At 42.2% G+C, this 15,324-nt stretch carries 16 protein-coding genes and 3 tRNA genes; 3 read left to right on the plus strand and 16 right to left on the minus strand.

Translation table 11 applies throughout. From position 1 onward, the window contains the following. A partial coding sequence (locus ACNAV8_RS09140) for a transposase (protein ID WP_415777619.1) occupies nucleotides 1–179 on the plus strand: 179 nt, incomplete at its 5' end. 119 nt (nucleotides 180–298) lie between these two features. Here the strand turns inward: ACNAV8_RS09140 and ACNAV8_RS09145 are convergent. The 8 genes from ACNAV8_RS09145 to hflD form a co-directional block, all read right to left on the minus strand. Next, a tRNA-Arg gene (locus ACNAV8_RS09145) sits at nucleotides 299–375 on the minus strand. 155 nt (nucleotides 376–530) lie between these two features. Further along, a tRNA-Asn gene (locus ACNAV8_RS09150) sits at nucleotides 531–606 on the minus strand. 4 nt (nucleotides 607–610) lie between these two features. After that, nucleotides 611–686, minus strand: a tRNA-Phe gene (locus tag ACNAV8_RS09155). A 156-nt stretch (nucleotides 687–842) separates the two neighbouring features. Then, nucleotides 843–1,916, minus strand: coding sequence for a membrane-bound lytic murein transglycosylase MltC (gene mltC, locus ACNAV8_RS09160; protein WP_103854408.1), 1,074 nt, complete (start codon nucleotides 1,914–1,916; stop codon nucleotides 843–845). After that, nucleotides 1,916–2,194: an oxidative damage protection protein gene (locus ACNAV8_RS09165; RefSeq protein WP_126370916.1), complete on the minus strand. Its 279-nt coding sequence runs from the start codon at nucleotides 2,192–2,194 to the stop codon at nucleotides 1,916–1,918. Before ACNAV8_RS09165 ends, mltC begins: the two co-directional genes overlap by 1 nt. Then, nucleotides 2,194–3,312, minus strand: coding sequence for an A/G-specific adenine glycosylase (gene mutY, locus ACNAV8_RS09170; protein ID WP_103854946.1), 1,119 nt, complete (start codon nucleotides 3,310–3,312; stop codon nucleotides 2,194–2,196). Before mutY ends, ACNAV8_RS09165 begins: the two co-directional genes overlap by 1 nt. Before the next feature lie 149 nt (nucleotides 3,313–3,461). After that, nucleotides 3,462–4,829 carry an adenylosuccinate lyase gene (gene purB / locus ACNAV8_RS09175; protein WP_415777606.1) on the minus strand — a complete coding sequence of 456 codons (1,368 nt, stop codon included), beginning with the start codon at nucleotides 4,827–4,829 and terminating at the stop codon, nucleotides 3,462–3,464. Nucleotides 4,830–4,841: 12 nt separating this feature from the next. Beyond that, entirely contained in the window at nucleotides 4,842–5,453 is a 612-nt protein-coding gene (gene hflD, locus ACNAV8_RS09180; RefSeq protein ID WP_103855187.1) for a high frequency lysogenization protein HflD, read from the minus strand. A 286-nt stretch (nucleotides 5,454–5,739) separates the two neighbouring features. On the opposite strand from hflD, the gene ACNAV8_RS09185 reads away from it, so the two are divergent. Further along, nucleotides 5,740–6,144, plus strand: a complete 405-nt coding sequence (locus ACNAV8_RS09185) for a copper chaperone PCu(A)C (protein ID WP_103855188.1) — start codon at nucleotides 5,740–5,742, stop codon at nucleotides 6,142–6,144. 54 nt (nucleotides 6,145–6,198) lie between these two features. Here ACNAV8_RS09185 and srlR read toward each other — a convergent pair whose 3' ends face one another. The 8 genes from srlR to ACNAV8_RS09225 all read right to left on the minus strand — a co-directional run bounded on the left by srlR (nucleotide 6,199) and on the right by ACNAV8_RS09225 (nucleotide 12,987). Continuing rightward, a complete protein-coding gene (gene srlR, locus ACNAV8_RS09190; RefSeq protein WP_194751552.1) occupies nucleotides 6,199–6,972 on the minus strand; it encodes a glucitol operon DNA-binding transcriptional repressor SrlR in 774 nt (257 codons plus the stop codon). Nucleotides 6,973–6,993: 21 nt separating this feature from the next. Then, nucleotides 6,994–7,356 carry a transcriptional regulator GutM gene (gutM, locus tag ACNAV8_RS09195; protein WP_103855189.1) on the minus strand — a complete coding sequence of 121 codons (363 nt, stop codon included), beginning with the start codon at nucleotides 7,354–7,356 and terminating at the stop codon, nucleotides 6,994–6,996. A 44-nt stretch (nucleotides 7,357–7,400) separates the two neighbouring features. Further along, complete coding sequence (locus ACNAV8_RS09200) at nucleotides 7,401–8,069, minus strand: fructose-6-phosphate aldolase (protein ID WP_415777607.1); 669 nt, start codon at nucleotides 8,067–8,069, stop codon at nucleotides 7,401–7,403. 61 nt (nucleotides 8,070–8,130) lie between these two features. After that, nucleotides 8,131–8,913, minus strand: a complete 783-nt coding sequence (gene srlD / locus ACNAV8_RS09205; RefSeq protein ID WP_103855190.1) for a sorbitol-6-phosphate dehydrogenase — start codon at nucleotides 8,911–8,913, stop codon at nucleotides 8,131–8,133. 11 nt (nucleotides 8,914–8,924) lie between these two features. Next, nucleotides 8,925–9,290: a PTS glucitol/sorbitol transporter subunit IIA gene (srlB, locus tag ACNAV8_RS09210; RefSeq protein WP_103855191.1), complete on the minus strand. Its 366-nt coding sequence runs from the start codon at nucleotides 9,288–9,290 to the stop codon at nucleotides 8,925–8,927. A 69-nt stretch (nucleotides 9,291–9,359) separates the two neighbouring features. Further along, the gene (gene srlE / locus ACNAV8_RS09215; protein WP_103855192.1) at nucleotides 9,360–10,343 is read right to left on the minus strand and encodes a PTS glucitol/sorbitol transporter subunit IIB; all 984 of its coding nucleotides are present in this window, start codon (nucleotides 10,341–10,343) and stop codon (nucleotides 9,360–9,362) included. Between the two features lie 15 nt (nucleotides 10,344–10,358). After that, entirely contained in the window at nucleotides 10,359–10,904 is a 546-nt protein-coding gene (gene srlA / locus ACNAV8_RS09220; RefSeq protein WP_194751550.1) for a PTS glucitol/sorbitol transporter subunit IIC, read from the minus strand. A 211-nt stretch (nucleotides 10,905–11,115) separates the two neighbouring features. Beyond that, nucleotides 11,116–12,987 carry a monovalent cation:proton antiporter-2 (CPA2) family protein gene (locus ACNAV8_RS09225; RefSeq protein WP_103855193.1) on the minus strand — a complete coding sequence of 624 codons (1,872 nt, stop codon included), beginning with the start codon at nucleotides 12,985–12,987 and terminating at the stop codon, nucleotides 11,116–11,118. A 275-nt stretch (nucleotides 12,988–13,262) separates the two neighbouring features. Between ACNAV8_RS09225 and cpdB the strand changes: the two genes are divergently transcribed. Then, the gene (cpdB, locus tag ACNAV8_RS09230) at nucleotides 13,263–15,236 is read left to right on the plus strand and encodes a 2',3'-cyclic-nucleotide 2'-phosphodiesterase (protein WP_103855194.1); all 1,974 of its coding nucleotides are present in this window, start codon (nucleotides 13,263–13,265) and stop codon (nucleotides 15,234–15,236) included. Nucleotides 15,237–15,324 lie beyond the last annotated feature (88 nt).

Consider the following 15,324-nt stretch of genomic DNA (forward strand, 5'->3'; position numbering starts at 1 on the left):
GACATGCGAATTTAAAATATAAGTATGGAAGTCGGAATTTTTGGGCGAAAGGGTATTATGTAAGTACAGTGGGTCTAAATACGAAGGTAGTAGAAGAATATATTAGGAATCAAGAGAAGGAAGATATGATTTCAGATAGTTTATCGAAGAAAGAATATGTAGACCCCTTTAAGGGGTAATCCATAGAGTTATTGTGCGGTTGTCAGTTTTTCACATGCCCTTTGAGGGGCATGTGAAGTCCTAGGCCCTTATAGGGTAGCCTAAAAACCGCACGTTTTACGTGCGGATTGTTATTGTATGGCGAACGTGGGCGGGGTCGAACCGCCGACCTGTCCCTTAGGAGGGGACTGCTCTATCCTGCTAAGCTACACGTTCTTTTAAACTCCAGTTTGGCACAAATATGTAATGATGAAAAGCACAGAGTGAAAAAATAAAGTAAGGTGCAAATTCTGTTAATTTTTTAGTAAGAAAAGAGATAATAATGAGATATGAAAAAAGCCGCTAATTTTCATTAGCGGCTCTTAGGAATTTGGCTCCTCCTGCTGGACTTGAACCAGCGACATATGGATTAACAGTCCACCGTTCTACCGACTGAACTAAGGAGGAGTAGTGGTGCCTCGAGGCGGAATCGAACCACCGACACGGGGATTTTCAATCCCCTGCTCTACCGACTGAGCTATCGAGGCAACTCATCAGTGGTGCGTATTAAACGATTTTTACCGCGTTAAGTCAATCATTAATTTTAACTTTTTTACGTTTTTTTGTTTGTTTGAATATTTAACAAGCGAAACGCATAGAAATACGGCAAAAATCGCATAAAAAATCAAAACCACTTTTAATTTTTATCGTCTAACCCGATAACTTTTTTGTGCCTTATCCACCTTAATTAAATAATTTCTCGCTTGTGAAGATGGGTGTGCCGTGGTCAAAATTCGGTACACTTGCTCAGGATATAAGCGGTTGATTTGTTCAATCGCCATATCTTTATCTTCGTGGAACACACGCAACACCGCACCAGCCCCACTGTTATACGCAGAAATCATCGCAAAACGCTTAGACGTTGGGTTAGTAATACCATCTAAATATTTATTTTGTAATAGCCATAAATACGATGCGCCTGCATCAATATTTTTTTCAGGATCAAACAAATAGCTTTTTGACGGCTGACCACCACGTCCTTTCATTTGGAACACATCTCGCCCTGCCGTATGCGGTACCACTTGCATTAAGCCAATGGCATTAGCATAGCTAATCGCATAAGGGTTGAAGCTGGATTCCGTTTGCATAATGCCTAAAATCAAACTTTCATCAAGGTTGTAGCGTCTAGCGGCGCGGCGCACCATTGGTAGGTATTTTTGCGCACGCACGGCAACGTGGTTAGCAATCATTGGGATCACCACAAACTGCACCATTCTGCCGTTACTCAAGCGGCGTGTTTGCAATTTATTTTGCACCAGATAATCGGCAAAATTGCCCGCGATAAACTCGTTGGTAATTTGCTGCCCCGCATTATCCACCACTTGCCCCACTAAGAAAGGGCGAGAACTTATCGGCACATCGCCAGAGGCAAATAAATCAATGCCTTTCGCATCTGAGCCCATTAATAACGTATGCACGATAGCATTGTGCAGGCGGTTCAAATCTTGCTGTGTTTCAACCGTGATAACCCCTTCATCAAAGCTCACGTGGCTACGAGTGTAATAACTATCGGTGTATTTCACATAGTCTTTACGGCTTGCCACCAACAGCTCATTCACGCCCCAAATTTGATCGATATTATGGGAAAATTGCCCCGTCAAAATATCTAACCCCTGCGTATCTTTCGCAAAGGCTTCATCATAATTTATTCCTTTATGGCTTGAGCCACTACAAGCAAACAAAAAAGGAATAATCAAAGCAACAACATATTTCTTCATCATTCTTTTTCCGCTGGCGGAACATAGCCTTCAATATGAACATCTTTACCTTCAAATAAGAAATTCACCATTTCTTGCTCTAATAATTGGCGATGTTCGGCATTCATCATATTTAATTTTTTCTCATTAACGAGCATTGTTTGTTTTTTCATCCACTCGCCCCAAGCCTGTTTGCTGATATTATCAAAAATACGTTTGCCTAATTCGCCTGGATAAAGTTGAAAATCTAGCCCGTCCGCCTCTTGTTTTAAATAGGCACAAAATACCGTTCTTGCCATTATTCTTTTCCTTTTGCTAACTGTAATAAAAGATTTTTGACTGGCGTTGCCAGCCCAATTTGATCAGGATTTTGCGGATCATACCAATATTTGACCGCACTTTGTATAGAAGATTCATACTTGCCGTGATTTTCATTCACCTTTTTCCAATCTGAGCGATTAGCGTCCTCGCCGTGATATTCCTGTTTCACATAAATCGGGTGAATCATTAAGTGAAAATGGCTAAAGGTATGGCGAAAAGCTGGCCATTCCTGATAAAAATCCACGTTTTGACGAGCCAAATAAGCCAGTAAATCCAGCTTGCTGTCAAATTGTGGAAAACAATACAAACCGCCCCACAAGCCCGCATTTTCACGCTGTTCTAAGGCCACTTTACCTTGTCGCTGCCAAATCAAGAAATAACTTTGTCGTTCGGGTAAGGTTTTCTTTGGCTTCTTCGCGGGGTAATTCTGCCAATTTTGTTGCAAATTTGCACCGCACTTTGCAGATAACGGACAAAGCGCACATTTCGGCTTTGTGCGTGTACACACCATCGCCCCAATATCCATCATCGCTTGATTAAAATCTGCTACACGTTGTGTTGGCGTTACTTCTGCACTTAACTGCCAAAGCTGATTTTCCACTTTTTTCTCGCCCGCCCAGCCTTCAACCGTAAAATAACGGGATAACACGCGTTTCACATTGCCATCTAAAATAGGATAAGGGGCATTTAAGCAAGAGGATAGGATTGCCCCCGCCGTGCTTCGCCCAATGCCTTTTAACGCCTGCACTTGCTCAAATTCAGTGGGGAAATTGCCCTGATACTGATCGCGAATAATTTGTGCCGATTGGTGCAAATTTCTTGCCCGCGCGTAATAACCCAAGCCCGTCCACAAATGCAGCACTTCATCAAGGGGTGCATCGGCAAGATCAATGATGGTAGGAAAGCGTTGCATAAAGCGTTCAAAATAAGGAATCACCGTGGCAACTTGAGTTTGTTGCAACATTACCTCCGACAGCCAAACGCCATAAAGGGTTTTATTTTGCTGCCAAGGCAAATGTTTGCGTCCAAATTGATCGTACCAAGCCAGAACAGATTTTGCGAAAGGCGCAGTGGCGGAAGATTGAGCTAATAGCATAAATACAATAGATAAAAGAATGAAAAAATGAAGTGTATCATAGGCAAAATTTATCTTGCAAAAGAATTGCGAAAGGAAATGCCATAAGGGCAAAAACAAAAGTGCGGTGAAAAATTTAGAGATTTTCCACCGCACTTGTTTTTAGCCCATTAAAGTTTTTCCACTAACACCACCGCTGCGCCAATATAAGTGGCTGGGGTGAGTTGTTGTAAGCGCTGTTTTTCGTGCGCTGGAATGTCTAACTTCTCAATAAACTCACGCATTGCTTGCTCATCAACGCGTTTTCCGCGTGTCAGCTCTTTCAATTTTTCGTAAGGTTTTTCAATGCCATAACGGCGCATTACGGTTTGAATTGGCTCAGCCAACACTTCCCAGTTTTGGTTGAGTTCATCACGCAAGTGCTGTTCATTCACTTCAAGTTTGCTAATGCCTTTTCTGGTGGCGGCATAGGCGATTAGACAATAGCCCAAGCCCACGCCCAGATTACGCAACACGGTGGAATCCGTTAAATCACGCTGCCAGCGAGAAATTGGCAATTTCGCCCCTAAATGCCCCATTACCGCATTCGCAATGCCGAGATTTCCCTCTGAATTTTCAAAGTCAATCGGGTTCACTTTGTGCGGCATTGTGGATGAGCCAATTTCGCCCGCGATGGTGCGTTGTTTGAAGTGATTTAATGCGATGTAGCCCCAAAGATCACGGTCAAAATCAATAATAATGGTGTTGAAACGCGCAACGTTATCAAACAATTCGGCAATGTAATCGTGCGGCTCAATTTGCGTAGTGTAAGGGTTCCATTTAATGCCGAGCGAAGTAACAAATTCTTCGCTAAATTGATGCCAATCTACATCAGGATAGGCGGATAAATGGGCATTGTAGTTTCCTACAGCACCGTTGATTTTGCCAAGAATTTCAATCTCTTGTAGTTGTTTTAACTGACGTTTCAAGCGATATACCACATTCGCCATTTCTTTCCCAACGGTGGACGGAGAAGCCGGCTGTCCGTGGGTGCGCGAAAGCAATGGGATCGCTTTGTATTCGTGAGCGAGGCGCTCAATTTCAGCAATCAATTTCTGCCATTCAGGCAAAATCACTTCTTCGCGCGCCATTTTCAACATTAAGGCGTGGGAAAGGTTGTTAATATCTTCAGAAGTACAAGCAAAATGGATAAACTCACTCACTGCGGCTAATTCTTCAAGTGCGGTGGTTTTTTCTTTCAAAAAGTATTCCACCGCTTTCACATCGTGGTTGGTAGTTTTTTCAATTTCTTTGATACGCTGCGCGTCCGCTAAACTGAAATTCGCTACAATTTCATCAAGGTAATCGTTTGCTTTTTGCGACAAAGAAGGAACTTCTTGAATTTTTGCAGTCGCCGCCAATTTTTGTAGCCAACGAACTTCGACTGTAACACGGAATTTGAGCAAGCCAAATTCGCTAAAAATAGTACGCAAAGCCGTTGTTTTGTCTTGATAACGACCATCAATCGGGGAAATCGCAGTAAGTGCGTTTAATTCCATAAGAAAGAACTCCTAAAGGGTTGAGTAAATTTGTTGTGCCGTTGTGGCGATTTTGCCACGGGAAAAAAGAAACTGATATTTTTTGCCGCCCACTTGACGCCATAGCACCGCCGAGCGAATGCCTGCTAACAGACTTGCGCGAATACGGTGCTGAATGCCTTGTTGTTGCAAATAATCTGGCGCGCCAAGCACCTGAATACGGCTACCGAGCGGGCTGATGACGTCCACATAAATGCTGGCAAGATTGCTTATCATCTGCTCATCAAGTAAATCATAAAAATTGAGCTGTGAAGGCAAATAGGCGATGCGTTGCGCCAATTCCGCCTTTGCTTTTGGCGATTTACTCAGCTTACCCTCCAACGCCAGCAAGCTCACCCAGTAGCGCGTTAGCTCTGCATCTCGGCCATTGAGCTGTTCCATCAAGGTTTGCAAGCCTAATTTTAAGTTTGCCGCATTGCCACCATAAACTGCTAAGGTATTTTCGGGTGAAGTTTGTAATAAGCTTTGTAGGCTGGCGTTGAAAGCTGCATTATCAGCACTGCCGTGATGAGCGAATTGTTTCACTAGCGCAGCCGCTTGGCATACACCAGCAAGGGCAAGGGTGATGTCGTAATAATCTGCCATTTTGCTATGAATGTTGTATGAAAATTGTTATGTGGGCGAGAATCTCTCAAAAACTGGGGCAATATAGCATTTTTCGCCTTGCTTTAAAAGGCAAACAACAAATGAAAGCAAAATGGTAAATTCTTGCTAGGGTCTGTTGATAATTTATTTTGCATTTGAGCTTGAGCTGGCGGCTATTTTTGTGAGAACAAAGCGAATGTGGTAAAGTTTAGTTATTCTAAACAAGCTACAGCCCCTGCACTGTGGCGGTTTTATTTCAATCTATTTTAATAAAAAGGAGAACCCAATGAACGCGATGAAAAAAATCGGCTTAATTTGCACCGCACTTTTCCCACTAGCAACCCAAGCGGAAATTGTTGCGAGCCAAGCCACCATCTTCCCCACAGAAAAAGCAGGGCAGCCAAGTGCTATTTTTATGCTGCTGCAAAACACCGGCAATGAAGCCGTCAATCTGCTTTTCGCCGAAAGCCAACAGCCCGCGCGCCTAGAATTACACGGAATGCACAACGGCAAAATGCACGCACTCAACGGCATTGAAATCCCCGCGAAACAAAGTGTTAGCCTAAAACGCGGTGGCTTACACATTATGGTTTTCGATCTCACCCAACCAATCCAACGAGGCGAAACTTTCCCAATCAAGCTGTTTTTTGATGATGGAGAAGTGGTGGAAGTAAATGCCACAGCTAAATAGCGCCAATTTAAAGTAAATATTATATAAAGGATTTACCAAACCTTTATTGGCTTTCTACTCAACAATCACTAAATTGATCCCTTTATCAATTAAAGCTTGCTGCGTTTGAGGATCTAAACCACTATCAGTAATTACAACATTAATTTTTTCTAATGGGCAGACGATATTTGGGCTACGACGACCAAATTTAGAAGAGTCTGCCAGCACGATAATTTCGCGAGCAGCATTTGTCATCGCTTTACTTACCCCGTGTACTTCATTGAAAGTGGTTAAACCGAGTTGTAAATCAAAACCATCGGTACCAATAAACAGTTTATCAAAAGAAAATTTTTCAAAGGTCGATTCAGCAAGGATGCCGTGCAATGACGCAGATCTTGCCCGAAATGTTCCCCCACACATTAATAACTCGTGTTCTTTTTCCAGCGCAGCAAGACTATTCATAATATGCAAGCTATTTGTCATAATCGTCAAATCGTTAAGTTGAGCAAGATGAGGGATCATTTGTAGTACCGTGCTGCCTGAATCAATGATGAGAGAATCACCATCTTTGAGTAATTTAACTGCGGCTTGTGCAATTTTCTTTTTTTGCAGCAAATTGATATGCGTTTTGTTGGTCATTGGCAGCTCAATATCAACCGCTTTTTCCGGTTCCATTAAGACAACACTGCCGTAAGTACGAAGGACTTTCTTCTCTTTTTCAAGTGCGGTGAGATCTTTACGAATTGTTGTTCCCGTGGTAGAGAAATGCTCCGCTAATTGTTCCACAGGTGTTTTGCCATAGGTTTGTAGGTAGTCTAAAATAGCCAGTTGTCTTTCTTTAGGTTTCATAATAAATCCGTTGTTTAGGATTTATCGCAGTTGAATTGCTTCCCTTAAGGCTTGCTGACTTGATTTATCTTTTGGAAAAATAGCCTCAGGCTCAATTTCGCTGTGCAATAATCCTGTTAAATGTGTTATTGGTTTAGGGCGAGAAAATACCGTCAGCCCCTTTAACATTATTGAATCCACAACACGCTGGTTGTGATCAAAAGCAATGGCAATGACAACTTTGGGTTTAAAACGACCTTGTGTTCGACCGATGCCCACATTCCCTAGCTTACACAGTTTTTCAAACGCTTGATTAAATTGCGAAATTTGCCACCAGCCAAGCAAAATTTGTAATAACCACGCGACAACCGCAACAATAATAAGCGAACTTGTAATACTTTGCATAAATTACCTTCCTATTTTAAAGGTTTTTTACTGATTATAAAAACTTATTCAATGAAAGTTTGATTAAAAGCCTGTTGCCAATCCTGTTCAAATTGCTCAATTGCGTAAAAAACCGCAGGATCCGATAAGAATTGCAGTGCCAGTTCAGGGGAAATGGTAATGGCAGAGCAGCCAGTTAATAAGCAATCTAACACCTGACGAGGCGTTTTAAAACTTGCCGCTAAAACTTGCGTATTAGGGCAATGCTGGATAATCAATTGATTTAATTCTTGTGTAACCAATACGCCACTTCCACCCTGGCTGTCAATACGGTTGACATAAGGTGCAATATAACTTGCTCCTGCCAATGCTGCCAAAAAACCTTGCCCTGCTCCATACACAGAGGTTCCTAGTGTGGGAATATTTTGAGCAGTGAGCTGTTTAATCGCTTCTAAGCCCGCTAAAGTTACAGGTATCTTAATAACTAAATTTCGGTGCTGTTCACTTAATTTTATCGCTTCTTCAACCATTTTATCAGGGTGATTGGCAAGAATCTGCACAAATAAACGTGTTTTTTCCCCAAGCATATCCCTTAATTCATTTAATATATCAGAAAGTGGACGGCGAACTTTAGCGACTAAGCTCGGGTTTGTTGTTACACCACTTAAAGGGAGAGAACGAATGAATTGTCTTACCTGCACGGTGTCGGCAGTATCCAAATAAAATTCCATCATAACACCTCTTAAGATTAAAACGTGCGGTATGAAAATTTCCCATACCGCAACGTTCAAAGGACTAAAACATCACCTGACCACCGGTAATATTGATAGACTGCCCCGTGCAATATTCTGCTTTTTCACTTGCATAGAAAAGCAGAACATTTAAAACATCTTGATATTCACACCCTCGTTTTAATGGCACTTTATCAATATAAACTTGCTCAACTTGATCGGCTGGAATACCTAATTTTTCCGCATATTGCGGAATCAAAGATTGGAACATTGGAGATTTCAACAGATTCCCTAACATCAAAGAATGCACAGTAATGCCATATTCTGCCAAATCTAAGGCTAAAGACTGGGTAAGCCCAACTCCGCCAAATTTTGCCGCACTGTAGCCTGTATTATGCTTACTTCCCACTTTCCCTGATTTTGAGTTAATTTGAATAATTCGCCCTGCAATCCCTTCACGAATCATTAATTTAGCGAACTCTCTGGCACATAAAAAATAGCCCACTAAATTCACTTTTAATGACGTATCAAAATCCTGTGCTTTAAACTCTGTAATAGGCGCGGCTTTTGCCATTCCTGCGCTGTAAACTAATAAATCAACACGCCCGAATTGAGCATCAATAGCATTGGCCAATTCAACTACACTTTGCTCATTAGTTGCATCAACATAAAAACCTTTCGCACAATCTTTGCCCAATTTTTGGTTGATCTCATTTGCTGTTTTTTCTGCATTCCCTTGATTTAAATCCGCAACAGCAACGGAGTAACCATTCTCAGCAAGTCCTGCACAGAGGAATGCGCCTAAGGTTTGACCGCCACCAACAATGACTGCAACTTTATTTCCCATAATATCAACTCCTAATTTTTTATAATGGTTAAAACATCATTGACGTTTATTTCAACTGGCACATCCCCTTTCAAATGAATCGTGCCGGGATATTCTGCTGTAATAGCCCCATCGAAACGAAAGGTAACGTGCCCTAATTCTTTCAAATTAAAATTTGCCACATCACCCACAGCAGTTATTTCAAAAGATTTATTGTTAATCATTAACACATCACCGCGGCAAACCTCAGCCAAAAGCTCACCGTGCTGATGAAGGAAGCAATAATCCTCAAGATCTGCTGGTACATCTTGCTTAAAGATAATCAGCATATTTTCAGTCAATGCCTCTGGTGCAAATTGCCCAATTTTGGTAAATGTTGTTTGATAAATTGTTGTCATTCTTCTTCCTCATTTTTTAAGTGCGGTACTTTTTTACCGCACTTTTTATTACGACATTTAAGGTAAAAGTTAGTAAATGAACGCGGATACAAACCAAGCAATCAATACTGTTGGCGCACCTGTCAAGAAGCGACTCACTAACACAGAAGGTACCCCCACACGCACCGTGTCTTGTTTCGCTTCAGCCAGAGATAATCCCACTGGAATAAAGTCGCAAGCTGCTTGCGCATTAATGGCGAATAATGCAGGAAGTGCTAAATGAGGAGGGATATTGCCTAACCCAATTTGTACCCCAACTAATACACCGATAACCTGTGCAATGACCGCACCGGGCCCTAAGAAAGGAGATAAGAATGGGAAAGAACAAATTAGAGCAAGGGTAACCAACCCAATTGGGCTATTGGCTAAAGGGGTTAGGCCATGTGCAATCCAATCACCTAAACCAGAAGCAATAATGATCCCAATCAGTGCTGAAACAAAGGCCATAAAAGGCAGGATAGTTTTCAATACCGTATCAATCGTATCTCGCCCTGCTTGGAAAAACACTGCCACAACAGAACCCATTCCCATTCCAACTTTGGCGAGCAACCCATCACTTTGTTCAGTAATTTTTTTCGACGTATCGTAATCTTTCGCCACCTGAGGCTGTTTAACCACTTGCTCACTTGAAGACACTGGAGAATCTGCATCAATCAATTTAATATTGGCTTCTTTCACGGCGGAAGCATAAATATCTTCCACAATAAATTCTGCAAGTGGGCCAGATTTTCCTGTCGCGTGAATATTGATAGTTGGAATACGGCGTTTTGGATAAAGTCCACAGCGTAACACTCCACCACAATCAATAATGGCAATACCAATTTGATCGTTTTCTGGCTCTCCCTCTTTAAAACCATCTACCGCTTCCCAGCCGGTTAAAGCCACAAGATGATCGACAATACTTGGACGCGTACCTGCTGTCATATAAAGGATTTTTTTACCGGGCTCTACTGGCACGGTTAAAGGGCCGCCCCAACCACCATTACCTTTTTCAATATAAAGTGCTTTTGCCATAATCTGTTTCCTCCCTTAGAGATGTACTTCGCGATCGAGTTTAATGCCCATACGTTTTTCAAAGATCGCTGTTGTGAAATCCGTGATCCAACCGCGGAAAAAGTTCGTCACCATACCCACTAATAAATAGCTCACCGCTAATGGGCCTAAGGGTAAACCAAGGGTAGTCAAGCCATTGGCAATCCCTAAATAAACAAATAACTCTCCAGGATTAATATGTGGGAATAAACCATTCATAGAGTGGCAACTATAAGAGGCCGCTGCGTAATAACTGGGTTTATAACGTTCAGGTAAGAATTTACCTAAACTTAATGTCATTGGATTACAGAAAACAAATGTGCCAAAAACAGGAAGGATTAAATAACGAGAAATAGGATTACCCGCACTACGTTGTGCTAAACGTTCAATGCGATCTTGACCAATAAATTTGATCAAGGCGTTCATTACGACTAATAAAGAAATTAACAATGGCAAAATTCCTGTGACCATACTCACAAAAACCTCGCCCCCTTTTTGGAATAGCCCTATAAACCATTCCGCACTATGTGTAATAAATTCCATCTCACACCTCTCAAAATGAAAGTTTTTAGGTTGATTTCTGATTAACTAATTAATCATTGAAAGCAATAATATTTCATTTTGAAAGCTTGTTCTGTGATCAAGATCTCAATTATGCAAAATTCTTTTATTTTGTAAATAATTTTTGTTTTATTGAAAGATATAAGTATCTAAATAAAAGAGTATTACCAATTCAAACTAAACTTAATATTCCTTACTCCCCCGATCGATTCTCTTCCCCTGGTTGCCAATCAACCTTGCCGCCTGCGAGCAGGGTGAGCATCATTGATTTGGTTTCTTGTTCGAGTTCTTTGGCGCGGGCGATCATTCGTTCGTTGCTAAATACGGAAATTTCAGGATCGTAAAGGCTTGCCATTTCGGCTAAGCCGTGGCGATCGCGGTGGTAGTAAAATTCTGCGATTTGTTTGGCTTTTTCTTTGTCCATACCAAGCTGTTCTAAGGCTAAACGGCCGCTTCGGATCGCTGAGTCGAAAGTTTCTCGCACAATATTTCTTGCCCCAGCACGGTATAAATCATAAACGTGCAGACGATCATAAGCACGGGTGATAATCGGTAAATTTGGGTAAAAGCGATGTGCGAAGTGGGCGATTTGTATAGCTTGTTCTTTGTCATCAAGGGCAATCACTAATAATTTGGCTTTCGCAATGCCCGCAGTTTCTAACAAGTCAGAACGTGAGCCGTCGCCAAAATAGGTTTTTAAACCAAAGCGCGATAAGCCTTCCACCAAGGTGGCATCGTAGTCAATAACCGTAGGCTTGTAGCCGCAACTCATTAACATTCCGCTGATAATTTGTCCGTAACGTCCGTGGCCGATAATGAGTACATCATTTTGATCTTCAATGGTGTCGTTTTCGCGCTGTTGTTGGTGGCTTGCACGCGGTACGATCAGTTTATCGTAAGCAATAAATAAGAAAGGTGTGAGCAACATTGAAATGGCCACGGCAAGTAATAATTTGTCAGTGATTTCTCTTGGTAGAATACCATTTTGTTGGCTGAAAGAAAGTAGCACAAAACCAAATTCCCCCGCTGGAGCAAGGCTTAGAGCGAATAAATTACGGTTAAGGCGATCCAAACGGAATATTAACCCAAGCCCCCATAAGACAATGGCTTTGATAAGAATAAATAATAGCGTGATGCCTAAAATCACCGCGAAGTCATTGAATAATAAGCTGAAATTAATATCTGCGCCTACGGTAATGAAAAACAAACCAAGCAATAAGCCTTTGAACGGTTCAAGATTGCTTTCTAGTTCGTGGCGATATTCACTATTTGCTAATACCACGCCTGCTAAGAATGTGCCTAAGGCAGGCGAAAGGCCGATAGCCGACATCATCGCTGCAATGCCGATCACCAATGCTAAGGCAAATGCGGTGAAAATTTCACGAGTTCTTGATGCGGCAATATAGCGGAAAATCGGGCGCGCGAGAAAATAGCCACCAAAGATGATTGAGCCAATCACGCTAAAGGTGATCAGGGTTTTGACATAATTATTCACCCCGTCTAATAAATTGTCTGAATGTTGCTCCGCGCTATGCAGACTATCAATCAATTCAGGCGAGGCAAGCATTGGCAAGAACGCTAAAATCGGAATGATGGCAATATCTTGAAACAGCAGCACGGAAAAACTGCTTTGTCCCCCGGGGCTATTCAGCAAATGCTTTTCCCCCAAGGTTTGCAACACAATCGCAGTGGACGACACTGCCAACACACAGCCAATGGCAATGCTCATTTCCCAGGTAAAATTAAGCAAATGGGCAACACCTGCAATCGCGCCAATGGATAGAATGACCTGTAAGCCCCCCAAGCCGAGCAATTTGGTGCGTAACGCCCATAGCATTTTAGGATCAAGCTCTAAACCGATTAAAAATAACATCATCACCACGCCAAATTCAGCAACGTGTTGCACGCGTTCGGTTTCCTGTCCGACTAAGCCTAAAATTGGCCCAATCGCCACCCCTGCCAACAAATAGCCCAGCACTGAGCCTAATCCCAAACGTTTAGAAACTGGCACGGCCACCACGGCGGCAAAGAGATAGATAAACGCGGAAGTCAGTAATGATGTCATAAGCAAACCTATTGTCTATGGATAGTCTTGATATTGTACTTGATCTAGCGATAAATCCTAAACGCAAGTGCGGTGCTTTTTCCCTAAAAAATAAAGGCTGTCTTGCTGCTCGCCTTTTTAACTTATTGATTATGCCAAGAAAATTAACCTGCAAAAATTTCATAAAAAAACACCGCACTTGATTTTTATCATAAATATTGGCTAGAGCCCTGTGCAAAAACAACGTAAAATCATCGTGTCTTTGTCATCATTTATAGAACCTAAAAGGAGAAAATATGGATAGAAGAAAATTCCTGCGTCTTGGCGCATTAAGTTTATTCAGTGTAAACAGCTTATCGCTCAATGCGGCGGAGCAAAATACTACGGTAGCGTTACGCATTATTGCCACCACGGATATTCACGGCTTTTTGACGGATTTTGATTATTACAAAGATGCGCCTACGGATAAATTCGGTTTTACCCGTGCAGCAAGCCTGATTGCAAGCGCACGTCAAGAAGTGAAAAACTCGGTATTAGTGGATAATGGCGATTTAATTCAAGGCAACCCGATTGCCGATTATCAAGCTGCCAAAGGAGATAAAGAAGGTAAACCAAATCCGTCTATTTTAGCCCTAAATGCAATGCACTATGATGTGGGAACGATTGGCAACCACGAGTTCAACTATGGCTTAGATTATTTAGATCGTGCCATTAAGCAAGCTCATTTCCCTATTATCAACGCCAATGTGGTGAAAGCCAGCGATGATCAGCCTTATTTCCAACCTTATTTTATTCAAGAAAAAAGCGTAACAGATAATGCTGGCAACAGGCATCAAATCAAAATTGGTTATATTGGCTTTGTGCCGCCACAAGTGATGGTGTGGGATAAAGCCAATTTAGAAGGCAAAGTAAAAGCCTACGATATTAAGAAAACCGCAGAAAAATATGTGCCAATCGTGAAGGCTCAAGGGGCAGATATTATTGTTGCACTGGCGCACACTGGCCCTTCGGACGAACCTTATAAAGAAGGTGAAGAAAATGCCGCCTTCCATTTAGCCGATGTCAAAGGCATTGATGCCGTGATCTTCGGCCATTCGCACCGCTTATTCCCAAATAAAGAATTTGCTAACAGCAAAGGGGCGGATATTGAAAAAGGCACAATGAACGGCGTGCCAGAAAGTATGGCGGGTTATTGGGCAAATAACATCAGCGTGGTGGATCTCACCTTAAATCAATATAATGGTAAATGGTTTGTTACTGACGGCCGTGCAGCCTTGCGCCCGATTTATGATGCAGATAAGAAAAAAGCGCTTGTGGGCAATCACCCTGAAGTTGCAGCATTACTTGCGCCAATCCACGAAGCCACTCGAGCCTTTGTAGCACAGCCGATTGGAAAAGCCTCTGATAATATGTATAGCTTCCTTGCCTTGTTCCAAGATGATCCAACGGTACAAATCGTAAACCAAGCGCAACAAGCCTACGCCGAAAACGTGGTGAAAAATCTGCCTGAGCTAGCGGGTATTCCAGTGTTGAGTGCCGCTGCGCCATTTAAAGTCGGTGGACGTAAAAACGATCCAAGCGCTTATGTAGAAGTGGATAAAGGCGATCTCACTTTCCGCAATGCGGCGGATCTCTATCTTTACCCAAATACCTTGGTGATTGTCAAAGTGAGCGGTGCAGAACTCAAACAATGGCTTGAGTGCAGTGCGGGAATGTTTAACCAAATCGCTCCAAATAGCGACAAACCACAATCTTTGTTAAATTGGAACGGTTTCCGTACTTATAATTTCGATGTGATTGACGGGGTGAACTATGAAATTGATGTTACCCAGCCTGCCCGTTATGACGGTGAGTGCAAGCTCATTAATGACAAGGCGTCGCGCATTGTTAATCTCACCTATCAAGGCAAGCCAGTGCAAGATAGCGATCAATTCTTAATTGCGACCAATAATTATCGCGCTTATTCCGGCAAATTCCCTGGCACAGGTGATGCGCACATCGTCTTTGCTTCCCCTGATGAAAATCGTCAAATTTTGGCAAACTACATCAGCCAAACCACCAAAGAAAAAGGCGAAGTGATCCCTTCTGCCGATAATAACTGGAAACTTGCTCCAATTGCCTCCACTCAGCCATTGAAAGTACAAGTGGAAACGTCCCCAAGCGATAAAGCAAAAGCCTTCATCAAGGAAAAAGCGCAATATCCAATGGACTACGTTGGGCAAGATGAACTAGGCTTTGCGGTTTACCAAATAAATTTAAACAAAAAATAGACCGCACTTTCATTTTTACACTATGGCTTTACACTATGGCGATGCTAACCCATCGCCATTTTTCACAATGATACTATTTAAGGAGTGA

Origin of the sequence: Avibacterium endocarditidis (assembly GCF_965138825.1) — a bacterium.
Taxonomy (GTDB): domain Bacteria; phylum Pseudomonadota; class Gammaproteobacteria; order Enterobacterales; family Pasteurellaceae; genus Avibacterium; species Avibacterium endocarditidis.

Coding starts and splice junctions, on each gene's coding strand:
- ACNAV8_RS09200 (WP_415777607.1), bottom strand. CDS start 8,069: ATGATGGAATTTTATTTGGATACTGCCGACACCGTGCAGGTAAGACAA.
- ACNAV8_RS09185 (WP_103855188.1), top strand. CDS start 5,740: ATGAACGCGATGAAAAAAATCGGCTTAATTTGCACCGCACTTTTCCCA.
- mltC (WP_103854408.1), bottom strand. CDS start 1,916: ATGAAGAAATATGTTGTTGCTTTGATTATTCCTTTTTTGTTTGCTTGT.
- ACNAV8_RS09225 (WP_103855193.1), bottom strand. CDS start 12,987: ATGACATCATTACTGACTTCCGCGTTTATCTATCTCTTTGCCGCCGTG.
- mutY (WP_103854946.1), bottom strand. CDS start 3,312: ATGCTATTAGCTCAATCTTCCGCCACTGCGCCTTTCGCAAAATCTGTT.
- purB (WP_415777606.1), bottom strand. CDS start 4,829: ATGGAATTAAACGCACTTACTGCGATTTCCCCGATTGATGGTCGTTAT.
- ACNAV8_RS09165 (WP_126370916.1), bottom strand. CDS start 2,194: ATGGCAAGAACGGTATTTTGTGCCTATTTAAAACAAGAGGCGGACGGG.
- srlD (WP_103855190.1), bottom strand. CDS start 8,913: ATGGGAAATAAAGTTGCAGTCATTGTTGGTGGCGGTCAAACCTTAGGC.
- gutM (WP_103855189.1), bottom strand. CDS start 7,356: ATGCAAAGTATTACAAGTTCGCTTATTATTGTTGCGGTTGTCGCGTGG.
- hflD (WP_103855187.1), bottom strand. CDS start 5,453: ATGGCAGATTATTACGACATCACCCTTGCCCTTGCTGGTGTATGCCAA.
- srlB (WP_103855191.1), bottom strand. CDS start 9,290: ATGACAACAATTTATCAAACAACATTTACCAAAATTGGGCAATTTGCA.
- srlE (WP_103855192.1), bottom strand. CDS start 10,343: ATGGCAAAAGCACTTTATATTGAAAAAGGTAATGGTGGTTGGGGCGGC.
- srlR (WP_194751552.1), bottom strand. CDS start 6,972: ATGAAACCTAAAGAAAGACAACTGGCTATTTTAGACTACCTACAAACC.
- cpdB (WP_103855194.1), top strand. CDS start 13,263: ATGGATAGAAGAAAATTCCTGCGTCTTGGCGCATTAAGTTTATTCAGT.
- srlA (WP_194751550.1), bottom strand. CDS start 10,904: ATGGAATTTATTACACATAGTGCGGAATGGTTTATAGGGCTATTCCAA.